The sequence below is a fragment of the Streptomyces sp. NPDC059679 genome (assembly GCF_042734105.1).
Lineage (GTDB): Bacteria > Actinomycetota > Actinomycetes > Streptomycetales > Streptomycetaceae > Streptomyces.
On the sequence record NZ_JBHWES010000053.1, the window covers coordinates 1 to 23419 of the forward strand.

General features: G+C 73.0%; 17 protein-coding genes and 1 pseudogene. 12 read left to right on the forward strand and 6 right to left on the reverse strand.

The annotated features are described in order from the left end of the window. Positions 1 to 154: 154 nt before the first annotated feature. The 7 genes from ACFV2X_RS39265 to ACFV2X_RS39295 all read left to right on the forward strand — a co-directional run bounded on the left by ACFV2X_RS39265 (position 155) and on the right by ACFV2X_RS39295 (position 10450). Positions 155 to 1420: a tyrosine-type recombinase/integrase gene (locus ACFV2X_RS39265; RefSeq protein ID WP_385626058.1), complete on the forward strand. Its 1266-nt coding sequence runs from the start codon at positions 155 to 157 to the stop codon at positions 1418 to 1420. Between the two features lie 139 nt (positions 1421 to 1559). Beyond that, positions 1560 to 3026: an aldehyde dehydrogenase gene (locus ACFV2X_RS39270; RefSeq protein WP_385626060.1), complete on the forward strand. Its 1467-nt coding sequence runs from the start codon at positions 1560 to 1562 to the stop codon at positions 3024 to 3026. Continuing rightward, positions 3026 to 3256 carry a ferredoxin gene (locus ACFV2X_RS39275; RefSeq protein WP_014180164.1) on the forward strand — a complete coding sequence of 77 codons (231 nt, stop codon included), beginning with the start codon at positions 3026 to 3028 and terminating at the stop codon, positions 3254 to 3256. The genes ACFV2X_RS39270 and ACFV2X_RS39275 overlap by 1 nt, the downstream gene beginning before the upstream one ends. Before the next feature lie 144 nt (positions 3257 to 3400). Beyond that, positions 3401 to 6061 carry a class III lanthionine synthetase LanKC gene (lanKC, locus tag ACFV2X_RS39280; protein ID WP_385626062.1) on the forward strand — a complete coding sequence of 887 codons (2661 nt, stop codon included), beginning with the start codon at positions 3401 to 3403 and terminating at the stop codon, positions 6059 to 6061. 98 nt (positions 6062 to 6159) lie between these two features. Then, on the forward strand, positions 6160 to 6294 hold the full coding sequence (locus ACFV2X_RS39285) for a SapB/AmfS family lanthipeptide (protein ID WP_014180165.1): 135 nt from the start codon (positions 6160 to 6162) through the stop codon (positions 6292 to 6294). 219 nt (positions 6295 to 6513) lie between these two features. Beyond that, positions 6514 to 8415, forward strand: coding sequence for an ABC transporter ATP-binding protein (locus tag ACFV2X_RS39290; protein ID WP_385626065.1), 1902 nt, complete (start codon positions 6514 to 6516; stop codon positions 8413 to 8415). Next, entirely contained in the window at positions 8408 to 10450 is a 2043-nt protein-coding gene (locus ACFV2X_RS39295; RefSeq protein ID WP_385626067.1) for an ATP-binding cassette domain-containing protein, read from the forward strand. Before ACFV2X_RS39290 ends, ACFV2X_RS39295 begins: the two co-directional genes overlap by 8 nt. Here ACFV2X_RS39295 and ACFV2X_RS39300 read toward each other — a convergent pair. Together ACFV2X_RS39300 and ACFV2X_RS39305 are read right to left on the reverse strand one after the other, a co-directional pair. Further along, positions 10376 to 10999: pseudogene (locus tag ACFV2X_RS39300) on the reverse strand (LuxR C-terminal-related transcriptional regulator); the annotation flags it as partial. The gene ACFV2X_RS39295 and the pseudogene ACFV2X_RS39300 sit on opposite strands and share 75 nt — an antisense overlap. Positions 11000 to 11100: 101 nt before the next feature. After that, entirely contained in the window at positions 11101 to 11745 is a 645-nt protein-coding gene (locus tag ACFV2X_RS39305; RefSeq protein WP_385626069.1) for a TetR family transcriptional regulator, read from the reverse strand. Positions 11746 to 12056: 311 nt separating this feature from the next. On the opposite strand from ACFV2X_RS39305, the gene ACFV2X_RS39310 reads away from it, so the two are divergent. From ACFV2X_RS39310 to ACFV2X_RS39320, 3 genes are all read left to right on the forward strand, one after another. Next, positions 12057 to 13439: a glycosyltransferase family 4 protein gene (locus ACFV2X_RS39310; RefSeq protein ID WP_385626071.1), complete on the forward strand. Its 1383-nt coding sequence runs from the start codon at positions 12057 to 12059 to the stop codon at positions 13437 to 13439. Positions 13440 to 13564: 125 nt separating this feature from the next. Then, a complete protein-coding gene (locus tag ACFV2X_RS39315) occupies positions 13565 to 14308 on the forward strand; it encodes a methyltransferase domain-containing protein (protein ID WP_385626073.1) in 744 nt (247 codons plus the stop codon). Then, the gene (locus ACFV2X_RS39320) at positions 14305 to 15405 is read left to right on the forward strand and encodes a prenyltransferase (RefSeq protein ID WP_385626075.1); all 1101 of its coding nucleotides are present in this window, start codon (positions 14305 to 14307) and stop codon (positions 15403 to 15405) included. Before ACFV2X_RS39315 ends, ACFV2X_RS39320 begins: the two co-directional genes overlap by 4 nt. 49 nt (positions 15406 to 15454) lie before the next feature. Here ACFV2X_RS39320 and ACFV2X_RS39325 read toward each other — a convergent pair whose 3' ends face one another. The 4 genes from ACFV2X_RS39325 to ACFV2X_RS39340 all read right to left on the reverse strand — a co-directional run bounded on the left by ACFV2X_RS39325 (position 15455) and on the right by ACFV2X_RS39340 (position 19359). Further along, entirely contained in the window at positions 15455 to 16465 is a 1011-nt protein-coding gene (locus ACFV2X_RS39325; RefSeq protein WP_385626076.1) for an LLM class F420-dependent oxidoreductase, read from the reverse strand. 174 nt (positions 16466 to 16639) lie between these two features. After that, positions 16640 to 17467, reverse strand: coding sequence for a hypothetical protein (locus tag ACFV2X_RS39330; RefSeq protein WP_385626077.1), 828 nt, complete (start codon positions 17465 to 17467; stop codon positions 16640 to 16642). A 165-nt stretch (positions 17468 to 17632) separates the two neighbouring features. After that, positions 17633 to 18544 carry an N-acetylmuramoyl-L-alanine amidase gene (locus ACFV2X_RS39335; RefSeq protein ID WP_385626078.1) on the reverse strand — a complete coding sequence of 304 codons (912 nt, stop codon included), beginning with the start codon at positions 18542 to 18544 and terminating at the stop codon, positions 17633 to 17635. A 125-nt stretch (positions 18545 to 18669) separates the two neighbouring features. Then, positions 18670 to 19359: a class I SAM-dependent methyltransferase gene (locus tag ACFV2X_RS39340; protein WP_385626080.1), complete on the reverse strand. Its 690-nt coding sequence runs from the start codon at positions 19357 to 19359 to the stop codon at positions 18670 to 18672. Positions 19360 to 19485: 126 nt separating this feature from the next. On the opposite strand from ACFV2X_RS39340, the gene ACFV2X_RS39345 reads away from it, so the two are divergent. Beyond that, on the forward strand, positions 19486 to 21804 hold the full coding sequence (locus tag ACFV2X_RS39345) for an acyl-CoA dehydrogenase (protein WP_385626082.1): 2319 nt from the start codon (positions 19486 to 19488) through the stop codon (positions 21802 to 21804). Positions 21805 to 21930: 126 nt separating this feature from the next. Beyond that, positions 21931 to 23397, forward strand: a complete 1467-nt coding sequence (locus tag ACFV2X_RS39350; protein WP_385626084.1) for an MFS transporter — start codon at positions 21931 to 21933, stop codon at positions 23395 to 23397. The last annotated feature ends 22 nt before the right edge of the window (positions 23398 to 23419 follow it).

The following is a 23419-nucleotide window of genomic DNA, read 5'->3' on the forward strand; positions in this document are numbered from 1 at the left end:
GGCCCGAGCCACCCCGTACTCCGTCGCCCTGACTGTCCGTGCGTTTACTGCGAATCTATGTGCGGCCAGCTCACCATCCCACCCCCCCCCCCGGGGGGGGGGGCCACACGGCCCCGCCCCGCTCCGATCTGCCCGAGAAGGGACCACAGCCTCAATGGCAGGCCACGTTCAAGACCGCTGGTACAAGACCGAACCCGGCCTCGACGGCAAGCCCGTCAAGGTCAAGACCGACCGCCACGGTATCGGCATGCGCTACCGGGCCCGGTACATCGGCCCGGACGGCACCGAGAAGTCCAAGTCATTTCGCGACGGACAGAAGCGACTCGCCGAGAAGTGGCTCACGCACATCGAAGCTGACATGTCGCGCGGTCAGTACATCGATCCGAAGGCGGGCCGCACGACCTTCCAGCAGTACGCCGAACGCTGGGTCGCTGTTCAGACCACCGACATTGCCACGCGGACCGGCACGGAGTCCCGGCTGCGGCTGCACGCCTACCCGTACATCGGTTCACGCCCGCTCGAGTCGTTCCAACCCGAGCACATGCGGGAGTGGTCACGCGCGCTGGAAGACGCGGGATTGGCCGCGTCGTATCGCCGGGTCATCTTCGCCAACGTGTCGGCCGTCTTCACGGCCGCCGTCGATGACCAACTCATCTCGAAGAACCCTTGCCGCGCTGCATCGGTCAAGGCGCCGGCCGCGATCCCGAGCCGAGTTCGGCCGTGGACGGCTGAGCGGGTGTTCGCCGTACGGGCCGCGCTCCCCGAGCACTACCGCGCCATGGTCGACGTCGGGGGCGGATGCGGGCTGCGACAGGGAGAGATCTTCGGTCTCCCCGTGGATGAGGTGGGGTTCCTCACGGGCTGGCTGCACGTCGGCTACCAGGTGAAGCTGGTCGGCGGGCATGCCGTCTTCGCGCCCCCGAAGCGGGGCAAGGTGCGAGACGTACCCCTGCCCGAGCAGGTGGGCCACGCGCTCGCAGCGCACATAAAGCGGTTCCCGCCGGAGGAAGTCACCTTGCCGTGGCTCGCCCCGGACGGACCGAAGGTGACAAAGAAGCTGCTGTTCACGACGCGAGAGGGCAAGGCGGTCGGGCGCCACTACTTCAACGTCTCCGCCTGGAAAGCCGCCCTCGTGACCGCCGGAGTGCTCCCCAGGCCCGAACCGGGGCAGCGGGTGCAGGAGTCGCGAGAGGACGGCATGCACGCGCTGAGGCACTTCTATGCTTCGGTGCTGCTGGACGCCGGAGAGAACATCAAGGCGCTCAGCCGCTACCTCGGGCACGCGGACCCGGGCTTCACCCTCCGGGTCTACACGCATCTGATGCTCAGCAGCGAGAGCCGCACCCGGAAGGCGGTCGACGGCATGTACCGGACGGCCGGTGAAGGGCATGACGGCCCAGAGACGGCCCAGGCGGCATAAGCAGGGCCCCCACCAGCGGGAAACCGCTGGTGGGGGCGTACTTGGGCCTAAGGCTGGCTTAGTTTAACTAGAACTGGTATCAGTTCTGATGCAGCGTCAGATCGGCGTCAGATCCAGACGAGCGGCGGGAGGCTCGGCGATGAGCGACCTCATCGAGCACGGACAGCTCTTCATCGGCGGCACGTTGGCCGATCCGGCCGGCACGGATGTGATCGAGGTCGTCTCGCCGCACACCGAGGCGGTCATCGGGCGGGTGCCGCACGCCTCGCGCGAGGACGTGGACCGGGCCGTCGCGGCGGCGCGCACCGCCTTCGAGACGGGGCCCTGGGCCCGGGCGTCGCTGGAGGAGCGGATCGCGGTCGTCACCCGTATCAAGGACGCCGTCGCCGTCCGCCACGAGGAGATCGCCAAGGCCATCAGCGCACAGAACGGCTCTCCGTACTCCTGGAGCGTGCTGGGTCAGGCGCTCGGCGCGCTGATGGTGTGGGACTCCGCGATCACGGTGGCGCGCGGCTTCGTCTTCGAGGAGCGGCGGACCGGGGTCCTGGGGCCGCTGCTGGTGCGGCGCGAGCCGGTCGGGGTGGTCGCGGCGGTGGTGCCGTGGAACGTTCCGCAGTTCACGGCGGCGGCGAAGCTGGCGCCCGCGCTGCTGGCCGGGTGTTCGGTGATCCTCAAACCGTCGCCCGAGACCCCGCTGGACTCCTACATCCTGGCGGAGATCGTCGCCGAGGCCGGGCTGCCGGAGGGGGTGCTGTCGATCCTCCCGGCGGACCGCGAGGTCAGCGAGTACCTGGTCGGGCACCCGGGTGTGGACAAGGTGTCCTTCACCGGCTCGGTCGCGGGCGGCAAGCGGGTCATGGAGGTCGCCTCGCGCAATCTGACCCGGGTGACGCTGGAGCTGGGCGGGAAGTCCGCCGCGGTGATCCTGCCCGACGCCGACCTGGACGCGGCGGTCGCCGGGATCGTGCCCAACGCGTGGATGAACAACGGGCAGGCGTGCGTCGCCCAGACCCGTATCCTCGCCCCGCGCAGCCGCTACGACGAGATCGCCGACCGCTTCGCGGCCGCCGCCTCGGCCCTGGTCGTCGGCGACCCGCTGGACCCGGCGACCCAGGTCGGCCCGCTGGTGGCGCGGCGCCAGCAGCAGCGGTCGCTCGACTACATCGCCACCGGGCAGCGGGAGGGTGCCAAGGTGCTGACGGGCGGTGGGCGCCCGGCGGCCCAGGAGAAGGGCTGGTACGTCGAGCCGACGCTGTTCGGCGACGTCGACAACGGTATGCGCATCGCCCGCGAGGAGATCTTCGGGCCGGTGATCTGCCTGCTGCCGTACGGGGACGAGGATGAGGCGGTGCGCATCGCCGACGACTCCGACTACGGCCTGTCCGGCAGCGTATGGACCGCGGACGTGGCGCGCGGCATCGAGATCGCGCGGCGGATCCGCACCGGTACGTACTCCGTCAACACCTTCAGCCTCGACATGCTCGGGCCGTTCGGCGGCTACAAGAACTCCGGCCTGGGGCGGGAGTTCGGGCCCGAGGGCTTCTCCTCGTTCCTGGAGCACAAGATGATCCATCTGCCCCAGGGCTGGGACGGGGAGCAGGGCTGATGGGCGACCGCTGGCATGTCGAGGTGGACCGCGACGTCTGCATCGGCTCGGGGCTGTGTGTGAGCGCCGCGCCCGGCGGGTTCCGGCTCGACGGGGCTCGGCAGTCGCATCCGGTCGCGGCGGAGACGGACGCGTCGGAGGCGGTGCTGGCGGCGGCCGAGGGATGCCCGGTCGAGGCCATCGCCATCCGGCTCATCGGCGGCGAGCAGGTATTCCCCCCGGACGAGTAGTAATGTCGAACTGTAGTTCATAATTTCGAACTTCAGTTCATCGAACTTACTCATGCGTATTGCACGGTCTCTTCATGACGGATGTGACTGTTCCCCTCGGTGGTGGCGTGGAAATCTCTAGCCCATCACGCCGAGGGGGACGCGATGGACAAGAGGTATGAGGTCTTCTGTCTTGCCGACAGATATTTCTATGAGACCCCGGACCGACTGTCCGCCGATGCCGGGGATTCCGGATCCCGCTACGAGGCCGCCCGGCGCGCCGCCCCCGAGGGGTGGGAGACCTTCGTCTCCGGGGACTGGCTGCACGTCAACCCCGTACTGGAGGATGGGACCCCTCGGCCGGGCCGGCCGAACCAGGGCTGGAAGGTGCATGTCTCGGCCTGTCTCGACAATGCGGAGAAGACCGCTGCCAAGGTCTGGGACTACTGCGTTCCGCGGGAAATACCTTTTAAATTCGTGCCCACCGCGCATGCGCTGCACCTGCGCAATTCCAAATACGCGGGGCGCGGCTCCAGTGGGAAGTTCGCCACCATCTACCCGGCCGACGAGGCGGAGCTCCACACCATTCTCCGTGAATTGGGCGAGCTGCTGGCGGGTGAGCCCGGTCCGTACATTCTGACCGATCTGCGCTGGCAGGAAGGCCCGCTGTATGTGCGATACGGCGGCTTCGCGCAGCGCTTCTGTGTCGACGACGCGGCTGATGCCGATGGCTCCGGCGCCGGCGGCACGCTGGTGCCCGCCATCGAGGACCCGTCCGGCAGACTCGTCCCGGACCGCCGCGACCCCGCCTTCCACGTCCCCGAGTGGGTGACGCTGCCCGACTTCCTCGCGCCGCAGCTGGCCGCCCGTAACGCCACCACGGTGGCCGACCTCCCGTACCGCATCGAAAAGGCCCTGCACTTCTCCAACGGCGGCGGGGTCTATGTGGGGACGGACACCCGCACCGGCGCGAAGGTGGTCCTCAAGGAGGCCCGCCCGTACGCCGGGCTCGCCTCCGACGGGGCGGATGCCGTCACCCGCCTGGAGCGGGAGAAGGCCGCGCTGGAGCGGCTGTCGGGTCTTGGTGTGGCGCCCGAGGTACGCGACTGGTTCACCCTCGGCGACCACCGCTTCCTGGTGATGGACCACATCGCGGGCCGCACCCTCAACTCCTTCTTCGCGCAGCGCCATCCGCTGCTCGCCGCCGAGCCGGATCCGGCCGCGGTCGCCGAGTACACCCGCTGGGCGCTGCGGATCCACAGCGCGGTCGAGGAGGCCGTCGCCGCGGTCCATGGGCGCGGGGTGGTCTTCAACGACCTGCACATGTTCAACATCATGGTCAGCCCCGACGAGTTGTCCGTGATGCTGCTGGACTTCGAGGCGGCCGCTCATATCGGCGAGGGCCGACGGCAGGCCATCGCCCACCCCGGCTTCGTCGCCCCGCTCGACCGCCGCGGCTTCGAGGTGGACCGCTACGCCCTCGCGTGTCTACGGCTCGCCCTCTTCGTACCGATGACCACGCTGCTGGTGGTGGACCGCGGGAAGGCGGCGCATCTGGCGGAGGTGGCGGCCGGGCAGTTCCCGGTGGACCGGGCCTTCCTGGACGAGGCGGTGGAGGTGATCGCGGGCGACGGGTCGGCGGGGACCGCGGGGGCGACGGGCCGCGGCGGCGGCTCGTACGTCCCCGTGGACCCCGCGGACTGGCCCCACAGCCGTGACTCGATGGCCCGCGCCATCCGCGCCTCGGCCACGCCCGAGCGCGACGACCGGCTCTTCCCTGGCGACATCGGTCAGTTCGCCGACGGCGGCGGGCTGGGGGTGGCGCACGGCGCGGCGGGTGTGCTCCACGTGCTCGACCAGACCGGCGCCGGGCGGTTCGAGGCGGGGGAGGAGTGGCTGCTCGAGCACACCGCCCCGCCCCCGCGGGGCACCCCGCTCGGCTTCTACGACGGGCTGGCGGGCGTGGCGTACGTCCTGGAACGGCTCGGCCACACCAAGCGCGCGCTGGAGCTCATCGAGCGGGCCCTCGACGAGAAGTGGCAGCGGCTGGCGCCGGATCTGCACGGCGGCCTCGCGGGCGTCGGTCTGACGCTGGACCACCTCGCCCGGGCGACCGGCGAGACGGGGCTGCGCGAGCGGGCCGACGAAGCGGCGCGGCTGCTCGCTGACCGGCTGGACGGGGCAGCAGGGGCAGCCGGGGCCGCAGGGGCAGCCGGGGCGCGGCTGACCGGCAAGCGGGCCGGGCTGCTGCACGGCGCGACCGGCCCGGCGCTGCTCTTCCTGCGGCTGTACGAGCACTCCGGCGACCCGGCGCTGCTCGACCTCGCCGCCACCGCGCTCCGCCAGGACCTGGACCGCTGCGTCCGGGACCGGCACGGCACCCTGCTCGTCGACGAGGGGTTCCGCACCATGCCGTACCTGGGCGCGGGAAGCGTCGGGATCGGGATGGTCCTGGACAGCTGGCTCGCGCACCGCGCCGACGACGACTTCGAGGCGGCACGCGGCGGCATCGCGGCCGCGGCGTCGCTGCGCTACTACGCCCAGCCGGGGCTGTTCAACGGCCGCGCCGGGATGGTCCTGCACCTCGCCCGCACCACCACTCCGGACCTCGCGCCCGAACGGCTCGCCGCGCAGATCGCGGGCCTGGGCTGGTACGCCGTGCCGTACCAGGGCCAACTCGCCTTCCCCGGTGAGCAGATGATGCGCCTTTCGATGGATCTGGCCACCGGAACCGCGGGCTGTCTGCTCGCGCTCGGCGCGGCCTGCGCGCCGCCGCACGCCGCACCGGTCGGCCTGCCCTTCCTGCCGCCGCTCCGGCGGCCCTAGGACCGGCCCCCGCAAGGGGGTCGCAGCAAGAAAACGCAAGAAACGCAAGGAATCGCAAGAAAACCCATCCCCAGGGATATTGAGAGAGAGGAACGACCATGACACTGCTCGACCTTCAGACGCTCGAGACCGAGGAGTCCGAGGACTTCGGCGGCGGTGGCGGCGGCGAGAGCAGCGTGAGCCTGCTGCTCTGTGACAAGCACAGCTCGCACAGCAACCTCCTGTGCCTGTGACCTGACCGGTCCGCACCATCGCGGTCCCGGCGGCATCACCCGCCGGGACCGCGCCCCGCGGGGAACGGCCCACCACAACCCGCGGCCCCGCGCCGGGCTTCCGGACCGGCGCGGGGCGCTTCGCGCCGTCCGCGTCGGCGGCCGGGCCCGGCCGGGCGGCGCCCCGCTCCGGCTGCCCGGACGACATCCCACTCGCGAGGAGACGAGGACCTGCCCCGCATGGCCTCTGCCACCCCGGCGGACACCACTTCCGAAGACGCCGCCACCACCACCCCCGACAGGCCCGCCGACCGTGTGGGTGAGCGGTTGTTGCGGGGGGCGTTGCGGCACAGCGCGGGGCGTGTCGTCGCCGTCTTCTGGCTCACCACCGCGTCCGCCGCCGTCGGGCTCGCGCTCCCCGCCGTCCTCGGCCGTACGCTCGACGTCCTGCTCGCCGACGCCCACGGCGCCGAGGCCCGGCGCTGGGTGCTCGTCAGTGCTGGGCTCACCTGTCTGCTCGTGGTGCTGGACGCGCTGGACTCCCTCCTCACCGGCACCGCCAACGCCCGCTCGATCGCCTGGCTGCGCCGCCGCCTGCTGCGCCATACGCTGAGCGCCGGGCCGCGCGCGGGGCGGCGGACGGCGGCCGGGGATCTGGTGACCCGGCTGGTGGGCAACGCCGCGCAGGCCGGGACCGCGCCGACCGCGCTCGCCTCCGCGCTGGCGGCCGTCGTCACCCCGGTCGGCGGGCTGGTCGCGCTGGCTCTCATCGACCCGTGGCTCGCCCTCGCCTTCCTCCTCGGGCTGCCGCTGCTCGCCGTTCTGCTGCGCTCGTTCGTCCGGGACACCACCGACAGCGTCGCCCGCTACCAGCACAGCCAGGGCGAGATCGCGGGCCGCCTGGTGGAGGCGCTGGGCGGGGCGCGGACCATCGCGGCGGCCGGGACGGGCGGCAGGGAGCGGGCGCGGGTGCTCGCGCCGCTGCCCGAGCTCAGCCGGCAGGGGCATCGGATGTGGCGGGTCCAGGGGCGCTCCGCCGCGTGGGCCGCCGCGATCGTGCCGTTGCTGCAGATCGCGGTGGTCGCCGTGGCCGGGCTGCGGCTGACGGCGGGGGAGCTGAGCGTCGGATCTCTGCTGGCCGCCGCCCGTTACGCGGTGCTGGCCACCGGTATCGGCATGCTGGTCGGCCACCTCAACGGCCTGGTGCGCAGCCGCACCGCCGCCCGCCGCTTCGCGCCCGTCCTGGCCGAGTCCGCCACGGCGTACGGCACGCGCTCGCTGCCGCCGGGGGACGGGACGCTGGAGCTGCGCGGGGTCCGGGCGGCGCGCGGCGGGCGCGAAGTGCTGCACGGGGTCGACCTGGTGGTGCCGGGCGGGCGCTGCGTCGCCGTGGTCGGCCGCTCCGGGTCCGGCAAGTCCACACTGGCCGCGATCGCCGGGCGGCTCGCCGACCCGGACGGCGGCGAGGTGCTGCTCGACGGCGTGCCGCTGCCCGAGCTCACCCATGGCGCGCTGCGCCGAGCGATCGGCTACGCCTTCGAGCGCCCGGCGCTGCTCGGCGACACGGTCGGCGGGACCATCGCGCTGGGACCGGCCCCGCCCCCGCCCGGCCGGGTCGTCGAGGCGGCGCGCGCGGCCTGCGCCGACGACTTCGTACGGCTGCTCCCGGGCGGGTACGACACGCCGGTCGCGGACGCGCCGCTGTCCGGTGGCGAGACCCAACGCCTGGGCCTGGCCCGGGCGTTCGCCCATGAGGGCCGGGTGCTGATCCTCGACGACGCCACGTCGAGCCTGGACACGGTCACCGAGCTGCGGGTGACCCGGGCCCTGTCCGGCCGCCTCCTGGGCGCCCGGCCCCGCACCCGCGTGATCGTCGCCCACCGGGCGGCGACGGCGGCCCGCGCGGATCTGGTGGTCTGGCTGGAGGACGGGCGGGTACGGGCGGCGGGGCGGCACGCCGAACTCTGGGCGCTGGACGGGTACCGGGCGGTGTTCGCCGCGCCGGATGTCCCGGCCGGGCCGGATGTCCCCGACGGGTCGGATGTCCCCGGCGGGCCGAATGCGCTGGATGTCCCGGACGCATTCGACGAGCCGGACGGATCCGAAGTGCCGCAACCGGACGGGGGAGTTCAGGGTGGCTGAATCCGTACCGGATAAAAAGGGCGGCCGGATCGGGGCGCGCGGGGCTAGACCGGGGCCATATGCCGAGGGCATTCGCTTTCTGCGTGAGCGGCGCCGAGTGCTGTGGCGGCTCGCCGTGTGGTCGGTGCTGGAGTCCGGACAGACCTTCCTGAGCGGATACGCGCTGGCCCGGGCCCTGGACGACGGCTTCCTGGCGGGGGAGCGGGGCGTCGGGCTCGCCTGGCTGGGGCTCGCCGCGCTGGCCGTGGCCCTCGGCGCGTACGGCACCGGCCGCGTCTACCGCGCGATGGCCGCCCTCGTCGAGCCGCTGCGCGACGCGCTCGTACGCCGGGTGGTGACACATGCCGTGGGTGGCGCGGGTGGCGGGCGTACGGACGATGGGGGTGCGGGCGGGGGCACTACGGCGGTCTCCCGGCTCACCCACCAGGTGGAGATCGCCCGGGACACCTTCGCCGGTCTGGTCATGGTCTCCCGCTCGTTCGTATTCGTCGCCGCCGGCGCCCTGGTCGGCCTCCTCTCACTCGCCCCGGTCCTGCTGCTCGTCGTCCTCCCGCCACTGGTCCTCGGGCTGGCGCTGTTCCTGGCGACGCTGCGCCCGATGGCCCGCCGTCAGGAGGCGTTCCTCGAAGCGGACGAGAACATCGCGGAGACGCTGGGCGCCGTCGCCTCCGGGCTGCGGGACATCACGGCGGCGGGAGCGGAGGAGCGGGTCGGGGCGGACGCGGGAGACCGGATCGACGCCGAGTACCGGGCAGCCCGCGCCCTCGCCCGCTGGGGCGTGGTGCGGGTGATCGCCATCGGGGTGGGCGGCCGGCTGCCCGTCGTACTGCTGCTGGTGGCCGCCCCGTGGCTGCTGGGGCGTGGGGTCACGACGGGCGCGCTGGTGGGCGCGCTGGCCTACCTCCAGCAGTCGCTGCTGCCCGCCCTCCAGAGCCTGATGCAGGCCCTCGGCACGGGCGGCTCCCGGCTGGCGGTGGTGGTCGGACGGCTGGCCGGGACGGCGTCCGATGGGGGTGGGCTGGGCCCGGAGCGTGCTTCAGGGGTGGCGGCTCCGGACGGAACGGCGGCGCGCCCCGACTCCCCCGCCGTCGAGTTGCGCGCCGTCACCTTCGCGTACGGCGACCGTGCCGCCCCGGTCGTCGAGGACCTGGACCTCGATGTGCCGGCGGGCGGTCATCTGGCCGTGGTCGGGCCGAGCGGGATCGGCAAGTCCACGCTGGCCGGGCTGATCGCGGGGCTGCTGGAGCCGCGGTCGGGCGAGGTCCGGGTGTGCGGGGAGCCCGTACGGGGGACTGGCGCCGTACGGGCTGCCGCGCTGCGGGTGCTGATTCCGCAGGAGGCGTACGTATTCTCCGGCACCCTCGCCGACAACCTCCGCTATCTGTGCCCGGAGACGGGCACCGGGGCCCGTACGGACGCCGAACTCGCCGCCGCCGCCGAGGCCGTGGGGCTCGACGCGTTGCTGTCGCGGATCGGCGGGCCGTACGCCGACGTCGACCCCGGCGCCCTGTCCGCGGGGGAGCGCCAGCTGATCGCGCTCGCCCGCGCGTATCTCTCGCCCGCCCCCGTGGTGCTGCTCGACGAGGCGACCTGCCATCTCGACCCGGCCGCCGAGGCCCGCGCGGAGCGGGCCTTCGCGCGGCGGCCCGGCACCACCCTGATCGTGATCGCCCACCGCGTGAGCTCGGCGCGCCGCGCCGAGCGCGTGCTGGTTATGGACGGCCGGCAGACGGTCTGCGGCCGCCACGCCGAGCTGCTGGAGCGCTCACCGCTCTACCGCGACCTCGCGGGAAGCTGGCGGGACTGGGGAGACCGGGGGAGCACGGGGGGCCAGGGAGGCTCGGGAGGCTCGGGGCACCTGCTGGGCGCCGGGGCTTCAGACCCAGCCCTCGCCCCGCGAGATGCGGATGGCGTCCACGCGGTTGCGCGCCCCGGTCTTCCGGGTGATGGAGGCCATGTAGTTGCGTATCGTCCCGTTGGACAGATGCAGGCTGCGGGCGATCTCGGCGATCGAGGCGCCTTCGGCGGCCAGTGAGAGCACACTCAACTCGCGAGCGGTGAGCGGCATGTGGGCCGCCTGGAGAAAGCCGTAGCCCAGGGAGTCGTCGATGAAACGCTCCTTGTTCGCGACGCTCCGGATGCCGTCCAGCAGCCGGTCAGGCGAGGCGTTCCGGTCGATGTAGCCGAGGGCTCGCGCCTCGTGGGCCTGGCGCAGCGGCCCCGGACGCTCCGCGTCCGCCAGCACCAGCAGTTCGCACCGGCCGTCCTTGCCGGATCTCTCGCCGGATATCCCCCCGGCTATCTTGGCTAACTCCCCTTTTCTCGCGGCCCCGTCGGAGCCTGGACAGTCCGTGTCCACCACGCATACGTGCGGTCGGACGGCGCGGGCTCGACTGCGCGCGTCGCACCACGATGTCGTCGTCACCTCGATGTCCGGTTCGGCTTCGATCAGCGCGGCCAAACCGGATCGCAGCAAGCGAGAGTCGTGCACCAGAAGTACCCGGATCACGTGCTGTCCCTCCAACCCCGTGCGGTTCGCCCGGTTCCGGGCATCGTTGATGAATACCGGGGTTGCCCCTGTCATGAACGCGCGTATTGAGCCAATGGGGGGCGCACGGGCGCACAAAAGAGCTCATTCACGCTTTTCCGCCCTTGCACGCGCCGCCTGCGCCCCCGGCGCGCCGTTTACGTCCTTGGCGCCTTTGCGCCCTCGGCACCTTCCGCCCGGTGCGGGGCGGTGAGGTCGATGAGGCGGCAGACCGTCTCGATGTCGATCTTCACCTGGGCGATGGAGGCGCGCCCCGACAGCCAGGTGATCAGCGCCGAGTGCCAGGTGTGCTCGATGACCCGCACCGCGGACAGCTGCTCGGGCGTCGGCGGCCCGTCCAGACCCATCGCGTCGAGGATGATCGCGGTGGTGAGCCGGGAGACGGTGTCCACCTCCGGGCTGACCGAGCGGTCGGCGAAGGTCAGCGCCCGGACCATCGCATCCGCCAGATGGGGCTCGCGCTGCAGCGCCCGGAAGGCGCGCATCAGGGTCTGGGCGACCCGGGCGGTCGGCTCCTCCTCGGTCGGGGGGCGTTTGCGCAGCGCCTCGTGCATATGTTGCAGCTGGTCCTGCATGGTGGCCACCAGCAGATGGACCTTGGAGGGGAAGTAGCGGTAGAGGGTGCCGAGGGCCACGCCCGAGTTCTCGGCGACCTCGCGCATCTGCACCGCGTCGAAGCCGCCGCGGCTGGCCAGCCGGGCGCTGGCGTGCAGGATCCGCCGACGGCGCGCCTCCTGCCGCTCGGTCAGCTGCAGGGAGGCCGGCTTGGCTTCTGCGGTCATCTGTCTCACTTCGGTGCGGTACAGCCACTGAAACTCGTTCTAGATTAGCGCGGTGGCTCGCCCACCACACCGGCGTTTGCGCAGTTGAGACAGGTGGCGGCCCTACTGGCGAGTATCGGGGCCGGTCAGCCGCGTGCCCCCCGAACCTCCCGACCTGCGCCCGCAGTGGTGCGGATCACCCGTCCCAGCCGCGGTGCCGATGTCCTGACCAGGTATCTTCAAGACTTCTCGGGCGATCCGATAGTGAAACTTGTTCTAGATAAACGCGAGCGGTTACGCTCCCGCTCAGTTGCACCTAGGAGGGGGCGCGAGTGACCGCTGAGGCCGCGCAGAAGACCGGGACCGAACCGCTGCCCGACCCGCCTCCAGCCACCGTCGACAGGGATCCGGACCGACCGCTGCGGATCGCGCTGCTCACCTACAAGGGGAATCCGTTCTGCGGGGGCCAGGGCGTCTACGTACGCCACCTCTCCCGCGAACTCGCCCGGCTCGGCCACACCGTGGAGGTCATCGGCTCCCAGCCGTACCCGGTCCTCGACGACCAGGAGGGCGTCACCCTCACCGAGCTGCCCAGCCTCGACCTCTACCGGCAGCCCGACCCCTTCCGCACGCCCCGGCGCGAGGAGTTCCGCGACTGGATCGACGGTCTGGAGGTCGCCACGATGTGGACCGGCGGCTTCCCCGAGCCGCTGACCTTCAGCCTGCGCGCCCGCCGCCATCTGGCCGCCCGCCGCGGCGAGTTCGACGTCGTCCACGACAACCAGACCCTCGGCTACGGCCTGCTGGACCTCGACCGCGTCGGCTTCCCGCTGGTCACCACCATCCACCACCCCATCACCGTCGACCGGCAGCTGGAGCTGGACGCCGCGCCCGACTGGAAGCGCCGCGCCTCGGTGCGCCGCTGGTACGGCTTCACCCGGATGCAGAAGCGGGTGGCCCGGCGGCTGCCCTCCGTGCTCACCGTCTCCGGCTCCTCCCGCCGGGAGATCGTCGACCACCTCGGGGTGAGCCCGGGCCGGGTGCACGTGGTGCACATAGGCGCGGACACCGGGCTGTTCTCCCCGGACCCCGCCGTGCCCGAGGTGCCCGGCCGGATCGTCACCACCTCCAGCGCCGACGTACCGCTCAAGGGCCTGGTCCACCTCGTGGAGGCGCTGGCGAAGGTCCGCACCGAGAACCCCGACGCGCATCTGGTCGTCGTCGGCAAACGTCCCGAGACCGGCCCGGTGGCCGAGGCCATGAACCGGTACGGGCTCGAAGGCGCCGTCGACTTCGTCAAGGGCATCAGCGACGCCGAACTCGTCGACCTGGTGCGCGGTGCGCAGATCGCCTGTGTGCCCTCGCTGTACGAGGGGTTCTCGCTGCCCGCCGCCGAGGCCATGGCCACCGGCACCCCGCTGGTCGCCACCACCGGCGGCGCGATCCCCGAGGTCGCGGGACCCGACGGGGAGACCTGCCTCGCGGTGCCGCCCGGCGACGCGGGCGCGCTCGCCGCCGCGCTCACCCGGCTCCTGGACGACGCGGAGCTGCGCCGGAAGCTGGGCGCGGCGGGCCGTGAGCGGGTCCTGACGCACTTCACCTGGGAGCGGGCCGCGATCGGCACGGTGGAGCGCTACCGCGAGGCCATCGCGGCCCGGGCCGGAGCCCGCCGTCCTGGGCCCGCCGCCCGCGGTGCCGCCCGCCGTCCCGTCTGACCACCCTTCCCCCGCGCGGCCTTGCAGCCGGCCCAGCCCAGCCCAGCTCAGCTCAGCCCCGTCTCGCCCAGCCCCGCCCCGTACGCCGACCCGCCGGAACCCCCCTGATCAGAAGGCAGATCACCGTGCTGACCGTCGATTTCTCCCGCTTCCCGCTCGCCCCCGGCGATCGCGTCCTCGACCTGGGCTGCGGCGCCGGCCGGCACGCCTTCGAGTGTTACCGGCGCGGCGCGCGGGTCGTCGCCCTCGACCGCAACGGCGAGGAGATACGGGAAGTCGCCAAGTGGTTCGCCGCCATGAAGGAGGCGGGCGAGGCCCCCGCGGGCGCGACGGCCACCGCCATGGAGGGCGACGCACTGGCCCTGCCCTTCCCCGACGACAGCTTCGACGTCGTCATCATCTCCGAGGTGATGGAGCACATCCCCGACGACAAGGGCGTGCTGGCCGAGATGGTGCGGGTGCTGCGCCCTGGCGGCCGGATCGCGGTCACCGTGCCGCGCTACGGACCTGAGAAGGTCTGCTGGACGCTGTCCGACGCGTACCACGAGGTCGAGGGCGGCCATATCCGCATCTACCGCGCCGATGAACTCCTCGCCAAGATGCGCGAGGCCGGCCTGCGCCCGTACGGCACCCACCACGCCCACGCGCTGCACAGCCCCTACTGGTGGCTCAAGTGCGCCTTCGGGGTGGACAACGACAAGGCCCTGCCCGTCCGGGCGTACCACAAGCTGCTGGTGTGGGACATCATGAAGAAGCCGCTGGCCACCCGGGTCGCCGAGCGGGCCCTCAACCCGGTCATCGGCAAGAGCTTCGTGGCGTACGCGACCAAGCCGCACACCCCCTCGCAGGGTTCCCAGGGGGAGGCGTGACGGCCTTCGGCCCCGGGCCCGGCCGCACCGAACGCCTCGTCCTGCCCGGCGTGTTGACCGCGGAACAGGCCACGCGGACGGTGGCGGGCATCGCCGCCGTACAGCGCGACGACGGAGCCATCCCGTGGTTCCGCGGCCACCACCTCGACCCCTGGGACCACATCGAGGCCGCGATGGCACTCGACGCGGCGGGCGAGCGGGAGCGCGCCGAGGCCGCGTACGAGTGGCTGGCCCGCCACCAGAACCCCGACGGCTCCTGGTGCGCCGCCTACCCCGACACCGCGACCGGGGTCGACACCGCGCACCCCACCGACCCCGGCCGGGAGTCCAACTTCTGCGCGTACGTCGCCGTCGGCGTCTGGCACCACTACCTGTCCACCGGCGACGACGCCTTCCTGGACCGCTTCTGGCCGACCGTCTACGCCGCCGTCGAATTCGTCCTCGGCCTGCAGCAGCCCGGCGGACAGATCGGCTGGCGGCGCGAGGCCGACGGCACCGCGCTCACCGACGCCCTGCTCACCGGCTCCTCCTCCGTCTACCAGGCGCTGCGCTGTGCCCTGGCCATCGCCGAGCACCGCGAGGAGCCCCAGCCGGACTGGGAGCTGTCGGCCGGGCTGCTGGGGCACGCCATCCGCCACCACCCCGAGCGGTTCCTCAACAAGGACCACTACTCGATGGACTGGTACTACCCGGTGCTCGGCGGCGCCCTCACCGGCGCCGGGGCCAAAGAGCGCATCGAGGCGGACTGGGACCGCTTCGTCGTCCCCGGCCTGGGCGTGCGCTGTCTGTCCACCAACCCCTGGATCACCGGCGGCGAGAGCTGTGAACTCGCCCTCGCGCTCTGGGCGATGGGGGAGTCCGACCGGGCGGTGGACATACTGCGCTGGATCCAGTCCCCGCTGCGCGCGGAGGAGGACGGGATGTACTGGACGGGCTACGTCTTCGAGGACGACGCGGTCTGGCCGGAGGAGCGCACCACCTGGACCGCGGGCTCGCTGCTGCTGGCGGTGGCGGTGCTCGGCGGGGACGAGGCGACCATGGCGGTCTTCGGCGGGGAGCGGCTGCCGCGCGGGCTGGACTCGGACTGCTGCGCGTAGCGGCTTGAGGGTTGGGCCTTTCGCGCTGTACGGAGTGCCGCTGCGGGCCTCAGCCGTTGAGATCGGCCAGCGTCCGCAGCGTCTCCGGGTCGGGCGCGGTCACCAGCAGGTCGGTCACCGGGCCCTTGCGCCACAGCTCCAGCCGCTCCGCGATCCGCTCGCGCGGCCCGACCAGCGAGATCTCGTCCGCGAAGGCATCCGGCACCGCCTGGACCGCCTCCGTGCGGCGGCCCGCGAGGAAGAGCTCCTGGACCCGGCGCGCCTCCGCCTCGTAGCCCATGCGCCCCATCAGATCGGCGTGGAAGTTACGGGCCGCGTGGCCCATGCCCCCGATGTAGAAGCCGAGCATCGCCTTGACCGGCAGCAGCCCCTCGGCGACGTCCGTGCAGACCCGGGCCTGGGCCATGGGCGCCACCATGAACCCCTCGGGTGCGTCGGCGAGCGCCGCCTCGTACAGCTCCGTGCGCCCCGGCGACCAGTACAGCGGCAGCCAGCCGTCCGCGATCCGCACCGTCTGCGCGATGTTCTTGGGGCCCTCCGCGCCGAGGAGTACGGGCAGGTCGGGCCGGAGCGGGTGGACGATCGGCTTGAGCGGCTTGCCGAGGCCGGTGGCGTCCGGCCCGGTGTACGGGTGCGGATGGAAGCGCCCGTCCAGCCGCACCGGGGCCTGGCGGCGCAGCACCTGGCGGATGACCTCCACATACTCGCGGGTGGCGGTCAGCGGGCTCTTCGGGAACGGCCGCCCGTACCAGCCCTCGACGACCTGGGGTCCCGACAGCCCGAGGCCGAGCATCATCCGGCCGCCGGAGAGGTGGTCGAGGGTGAGGGCGTGCATCGCGGTGGCGGTGGGGGTGCGGGCGGCCATCTGCGCGATGGCCGTGCCCAGCTTGACGCGGGTGGTGTGGGCGGCGATCCAGGTGAGCGGGGTGAAGACGTCCGAACCCCAGGACTCGGCCGTCCATACGGAGTGATAGCCGAACCGCTCGGCCTGCCGGGCGAGTTCCAGATGGCGGGGGTCGGGGCCGCGGCCCCAGTAGCCGAGCGCCAGTCCGAGCCGCATGGCGTCCCTCCGTCCCGTATCGCATGGTGGCTGACGGTGTGTCAGGTGGTGGTGCGGCGGACTGTACGGGCCGGACCCGGGAATGGCAACGGCCCCTCGCCCTTGGACGGGCGGGGGGCCGTTGTCGTGGTGATCAGCGAGCCGGGGCCGAGCGTATGGCTCGCGTGGGCGGTGTCAGCCGCGCTGGATCCCCGTGGTGTCCTGCAGCACGCCACGACGGCCGTCCTGCGTCTGGGCGACCAGCGCCTGACCGCGCTGCTCCACCGCGAGGTACCAGGTGCCGGGGGCCAGCTCGGCGATGGTCGAGGAGGAGCCGTCCTCCGCGTACAGCGGGCGGGCCACCGGCACCGCGAACCAGAACGGAGCGAAGTCCGAGCCGGCGGCCGGCGGCGGGGTCGGCTGACCCGCGCCCGGCTGGGCGCCGAACGGCGGGGCGGGCTGACCGGGCTGGGCACCGTACGGAGCCGGGGCGCCGGGCTGCGCGCCACCCGGGCCCGGGTAGCCGTAACCGGGCTGCGGGGCGGCGCCGTACGGGGGCACCGCCGCCGGGCCGCCGGCGCCCGCGAGCGGGGCCTGCAGGGCGGGGACGCGCGGGGTCAGGACGACGCCCGCCGCCAGGGCGAGGCTGGCCAGCAGCGAGAGGATCGCACCGACGCTCATGCTCATGCCATCAGGCGTGAGGAACAGCGTCCAGAGCGAGGCCCAGGCGGCGCCCACCGCGAGGCCGTTGCCCCACTGGCCGAGGGTGAGCCCGCTGATCTTGCGGCTCTCGGGCTGGAAGCGGCCGGCGATGACAAGCCCCGCGCCGATCAGACCGGCCAGGAACACCGACGGCAGGATGATGCCAAGCTTGTCCGTGTCCCACGCGTTCGGCATGTCGACCTTGTCACAGTACGAGCCGCAGCCGTCGACGGAGTAGAAGTCGAGGAACGAGGCGATGAACAGCAACACCGCTGCTCCGATCACCACGCCGTCGCCTCGAGTGAGGGAGCGGATGTTCAACGTAGTGGTCCTTTGTTGGTTTCGTCGGTACGGACGGCAATCGCCGCGCGCGTGGCGCGAAGGCGTCGGGGGTGGTGCCCCATCGTACGGGTGAATCTCTCGCCGAAGAGCAGGGGTGTCCGATCGGTGTCCCGGTCGTGACCTGCTGTTCGGGGAGTTGTTGCGTTATCGGTTCAAGAAGTCCGTAATGCCCTGTGCGATCCCCCGTGCGGCACGCTCCCGCCACGCCGCGTCGGTCAGTTGTGCGGCGTCCTTCGAGTCACGCATATTGCCACACTCGATGAACACCTTAGGAACCGTCGAGAGGTTGAGTCCGCCGAGGTCATCGCGCACCTTCAGGCCGGTGCCGTCGCCGATGTAGTTGGCGGGCTTCGCTCCGGTCGCCTCGCTGAATTCCGTGACCAGCCGGGTGCCGAGTCGGTGGGACGGGCCGGTGATCGCCGAGGTGTCGGCCCCACCGCCGCGTACGGAGGCGGGCAGGATGACATGGAAGCCGCGCTGCCCGGCCGCCGCGCCGTCCGCGTGCACGGAGACGGCCGCGTCGGCGTGCGCCTTGTTGCCGATCTCCGCCCGCTCGTCCACGCACGGCCCGTACGCCCGGTCGCCGTCCTGGGTGAAGACGACCTTGGCGCCCCGGTCTTGGAGCAGGGTGCGCACGCGGCGTGAGACGTCGAGGGTGAAGGACGCCTCGGAGTAGCCGGAGTTGGTGGCCGTGCCCGTGGTGTCACACTCCTTCTTCGTCGTACCGATGTCGACACTGCGGGCGATCGCGGAGGGGTGATCGCGGTTGTGTGGATTGTGGCCGGGGTCGATGACCACGACCTTGCCGGTGAGCGGCCGGCCGGAGTCGTCCTTCGGACGACTGGTGGCCCCGCTCGACGGGCCACCGCTTACGGGCGGGGCGATCGAGGTGCTGTCGGCGGTCGGCAGGGAGCTGGTGCCGCCGCTGCTCTTCGGGTCGCCCATGGAATCCCAGATCAGCCAGCCGGCGAGACAGGCGGGCACCAGGGCGGTCAGCACAACCGCCAGGGTGCCGCCGCGGCGGCCGGGGCTTGGGGGAAAGCTTCCGTTCGACACTCGGGCGATGGTAGCCGTGCGGCAGTGGCGGGCGCGGGCGGGTCTGGTGGGCGGTCGCGCTGGGGCGGTAGGCGGTGGGCGGTGGGCGTGGGCAGGGGAGCAGGGGGAGAGATCAGCGGGACACGCTACGCGGCGGCGCGGCGCAGGACGCGTAGCGATCCGGTCACGGACAGCTCGGTGAAGGCGCCGGAGGCGAGCGCGCGGCGGTAGACGCGGTACGGGGCCTGGCCGCCGTCGGCCGGGTCGGGGAACACGTCGTGGATCACCAGGAGCCCGCCGGGGGCCAGATGCGGGGTCCAGCCCTCGTAGTCGGCCGTCGCGTGCTCGTCGGTGTGCCCGCCGTCGATGAACACCAGGCCCACCGGCCCGCCCCATACGGCCGCGACCCGCGGTGACCGGCCGACGACGGCGATCACATGGTCTTCGAGGCCGGCGGCGTGGAGGGTGCGGCGGAAGGTCGGCAGGGTGTCCATCAGGCCGACCTCGGGGTCGACGACCTCCGGGTCGTGGTACTCCCAGCCGGGCTGCTGCTCCTCCGAGCCACGGTGGTGATCGACGGTGACCGCGACCGTGCCCGCCGCGCGGGCGGCGGCGGCCAGCAGGATCGTGGAGCGGCCGCAGTACGTGCCGACCTCCAGGAGCGGCAGCCGCAGCGCGGTGGCCGCTTCGACGGCGGCGGCGTACAGGGCGACGCCCTCGTCCACGGGCATGAAGCCCTTCGCGGCCTGGAAGGCGGCGAGCGTGGCGGCGTCGGGGGTCGCGGCGTCGGAGGTCGCGGCGGGGGTTCCGGCGGGGGCGGAGGCAGGCTGGGTCACCCGGCCATGGTGCCGTACGGCGCCGCGCCGCTCTTCTCGGGGCCACCGGTCTTCCCTCACTTCTGACTATCCGTCAGATTGGATGCGAGCAGGGCCGAGAGTTCCGAGATCCGAGAGAGGCGTTTCATGGGCATCGCCATCACGGAAGACCAGCGGGAACTGGCACGCGCGGTACGAGGGTGGACCGCTCGGGCCGTGCCACCCGAGGAGGTGCGCAAGCTGCTGGACGCCCCCGCGGGTGGTTCGGGGCGGCCCGCCTACTGGGACGGGCTGGCCGCGCAGGGGCTGCTCGGGCCGCATCTGCCGGAGGCGTACGGAGGGGGCGGCGGCGGGCTGCTAGACCTCGCCGTCGTCCTGGAGGAGACCGGGCGGGCGGTGCTCCCCGGGCCGTATCTGCCGACCGTACTGGCCTCGGCGGTGCTGGCGCGGGCGGGGCAGGGCGAGTTGACCGCCGCGCTCGCCGGGGGTACGCGCATCGGCGCGGTCGCCCTGGGCGCCGGGTCGCTCACCGCCACCCCCGCGGCGCCGGGCGACGCGGCGCCGACCGACCCGGTGCCGGGCGACGCGGCGCCGACCGACCCGGCGCGGGGCTGGGTGCTGGACGGATGCGCGCCGCCGGTGCTCGGCGCGGCCGACGCCGACCTTGTCGTCCTGGCCGCCACGACCGCCGACGGCGGCACGGCGTGGTTCGCCGTCGACGCCCGCGACCTGGAGATCCGCGCCCACGACAGCGCCGACCCGACCCGCCTCGCGGCCGAGGTGCGGGCCTTGCGTACGGCCGTCCGCGCCGACCGGGAGCTCGCCGTGGACCCGGGGCTGGTGCGGGACCTGGCCGCGGTGCTCTTCGCGGCCGAGGCGTGCGGGACGGCGGCGTGGGCCCTGGACACCGCGGTGGCGCACGCGAAGACGCGCGAGCAGTTCGGGCGGCCCATCGGCCAGTTCCAAGCCGTCAAGCACCTGTGCGCCGACATGCTCGTACGCGTCGAGCAGGCGCGCGCCCTGACCTGGGACGCGGCCCGCGCGGCGGGCGAGGAGCCGACACACGCGAAGCCCACGACAGACGCCGAGGCCGCCACACACGCGCAGCGGAACCCGCTCGCCCTGACCGCCGCGCTCGCCGCCGCCACCGCGCTCGACGCCGCCCACAGCTGCGCCAAGGACTGCGTCCAGATCCTCGGCGGCATCGGCTTCACCTGGGAGCACGACGCCCACCTCCACCTCCGCCGCGCGACCGCCGCCCGCGCGCTGCTCGGCGCGGGCGGCGCGCAGCGGCTGCGGGCCGCCCGGCTCGCCGCCGCGGGCGCGCGGCGTGAGCTGCGGCTGGAGCTTCCGGCCGAGGGGGAGGTCCGCCGGGAGTACGAGCGGTACCGGACGCGGGGGCGCGCCGCGATCGAGGCGGCGCGCGGTCTTGACCCCGCCGCCGCCCGCCGCGCCCTCGCGCCCACCGGCCACGCCGCCCCGCATCTGCCGCCCCCGTACGGGCTCGGCGCCGGCCCCGTACAACAGCTCGCGGTGCAGCGGGAGCTGACCGACGCGGGGGTGGTCCTCAGCGATCTGGGGGTGGCCACCTGGGTGGTGCCCTCGCTCATCGCGTACGGGACGCCGCAGCAGCGGGACCGCTATCTGCTGCCGACGCTCCGCGGCGAACTGCGCTGGTGCCAGCTGTTCTCCGAGCCGGAGGCGGGGTCCGACCTGGCGGCGCTGCGCACGAAGGCCGAGCGGACCGAGGAGGGGTGGCGGGTCAGCGGGCAGAAGGTGTGGACGTCGGGGGCGCGGCGGGCGCACCACGGCATCCTGCTGGCCCGTACGAACCCCCGGGCGCCCAAGCACAAGGGGCTCACGTACTTCCTCGTCGACATGGAGCGGACCGCCGGGATCGACATCCGTCCGCTGCGGGAGATCACCGGGGAGGCGCTGTTCAACGAGGTCTATCTGGACGATGTCCTGCTGCCGCACGACGCGGTGGTGGGCGAGGTGGACGGCGGCTGGGCGGTGGCCCGCAACACGCTCGGCAACGAACGCGTCCACATGGCCGACCAGCTGACCTTCGACACCGGCCTGGAGGCCCTGATCGCGCGCACGGCCGACGCCGCGGACGAGTCCGGTGCCGACGACTGGGTGCGGGAGCGGGTCGGGGCGCTGATGGCCGAGGCGCACGCGTTGGCCTGCCTGGGGCTGCGCACCACCTTGCGGCAGGTGTCCGGTGTGGAGCCGGGGGCGGGGGCGAGCGTCCGCAAGCTGATCCAGACCGCGCACCAGCAGAAGGTCGCCGAGCTGGCCCTGGAACTGCTGGGCCCGGCGGGCGCGGTGCGCGAGGGCGCGGGGGAGCGGGCGCTGCACGGCTTTCTGATGTCCCGCTGTCTGACCATCGCGGGTGGTACGACGCAGGTGCAGCTGAACGTCGTCGCGGAGCGGATGCTGGGGCTGCCCCGCGACCCGGCGTAAGCAGGCGCGTGCCCCGGCTTGTGCCCGTGCAGATGCGCCTGCCATGCGAGCCCTACGCCCAACGACCTGCATAGGTACGACAAAAATACGATGCACTGTGCATGGCTCGGTGCCAGCATCACGGCCATGCCCGCCCACACCCCCTCCACCACAGGTCACTCGTCCGCCGCGGCACGCGTCACCCCACCGGCCTGGGCGGTGCTCCTGGCCGCGTGCGCGGGCCAGTTCCTGGTCGTCCTCGACGTGTCCGTGGTCAATGTCGCGCTGCCGTCGATACGTACGGACCTCGGGCTCGGCGAGACCGCCCTGCAGTGGGTGGTCAACGCCTACGCGCTCACCTTCGCCGGATTCCTGCTGCTCGGCGGCCGGGTCGCCGATCTCTTCGGGCGCAAGCGCGCCTTCCTCGTCGGCCTCGGCCTGTTCACCGCCGCCAGTCTGGCGGGCGGGCTCGCCCGGGAGCCCTGGCAACTGGTCGCGGCCCGGGCCGCCCAGGGCCTGGGCGCGGCCGTACTTTCCCCGGCCACCCTCACCATCCTCACCACCACCTTCCCGGGCGGCGCGGCCCGTACCCGGGCCATCGGCACCTGGACCGCGGTCGGCGCGGGCGGCGGCGCCGCGGGCGGGCTGGTCGGCGGGCTGCTCACCGACTGTCTCTCCTGGCGCTGGGTGCTGCTGGTCAATGTGCCTGTGGGCGCGCTGGTGCTGGTCGCCGCGGCGGTGTGGCTGGTCGAGAGCCGGGCAGTGGCCGGGCGCCGGCTCGACGTACCTGGCGCCGTCCTCGTCACGGCGGGGGTCTCGTCGCTCGCGTACGGCATCGTGCAGACCGAGCGGCACGGCTGGGCCGCCGCCGCCTCGCTCGTACCGCTGCTCGGCGGCTTGGCGCTGCTCGGCGTCTTCGTCGCCGTCGAGGCGCGCACCCGGGCCCCGCTGATGCCGCTCGGGCTGTTCCGTATCAGAACGGTCTGGGCGGCGAACGCGGTGATGCTGGTGTGCGGCGGCGGCATGTTCGCGATGTGGTACTTCATGTCCCTTTACCTGCAGAACGTGCTGCACTTCAGCCCCATCGAGGCCGGTCTCGCCTTCCTCCCGCACACCCTGTCCATCGTCCTCGGCTCCAAGCTCGCGCCCCGGCTGATGGCGGTGTTCAGCGGCAAGGCGCTGGCGATGACCGGCGGGATCCTGGCCGTCGTCGGCTACGCCTGGCAGAGCCGGATGGACGCCGACGGCACCTTCGTCGGTACGGTCCTGGGCCCCGCGATCGTCATGTCGCTGGGCTCCGGCCTGATGATGACCCCGCTGGCCACGGCCGCCACCTCGGGCGCCGAGCCGTCCGAGGCCGGGCTGGTGGCGGGCCTGGTCAACACCAGCCGTCAGATCGGCGGTGCGCTCGGCCTGACCGTGCTGACCACGATCGCCGCCGAGCGCATCTCCGCCACCGAGGGCGGCAGTGACGGCGGCGGGGACGGCAGCGGGGACGGGCCGGGCCCGGTGGCGCTGGCGGCCGGGTACAGTCATGCGTTCACCGTCGCCTCGGGCATCATCGCGGCCGCCGTGGTCCTGATGACCGTGGCCCTCCCGCGCCGCCGCGCCTGAGAATTCTTCCGCGGCCGGGCAA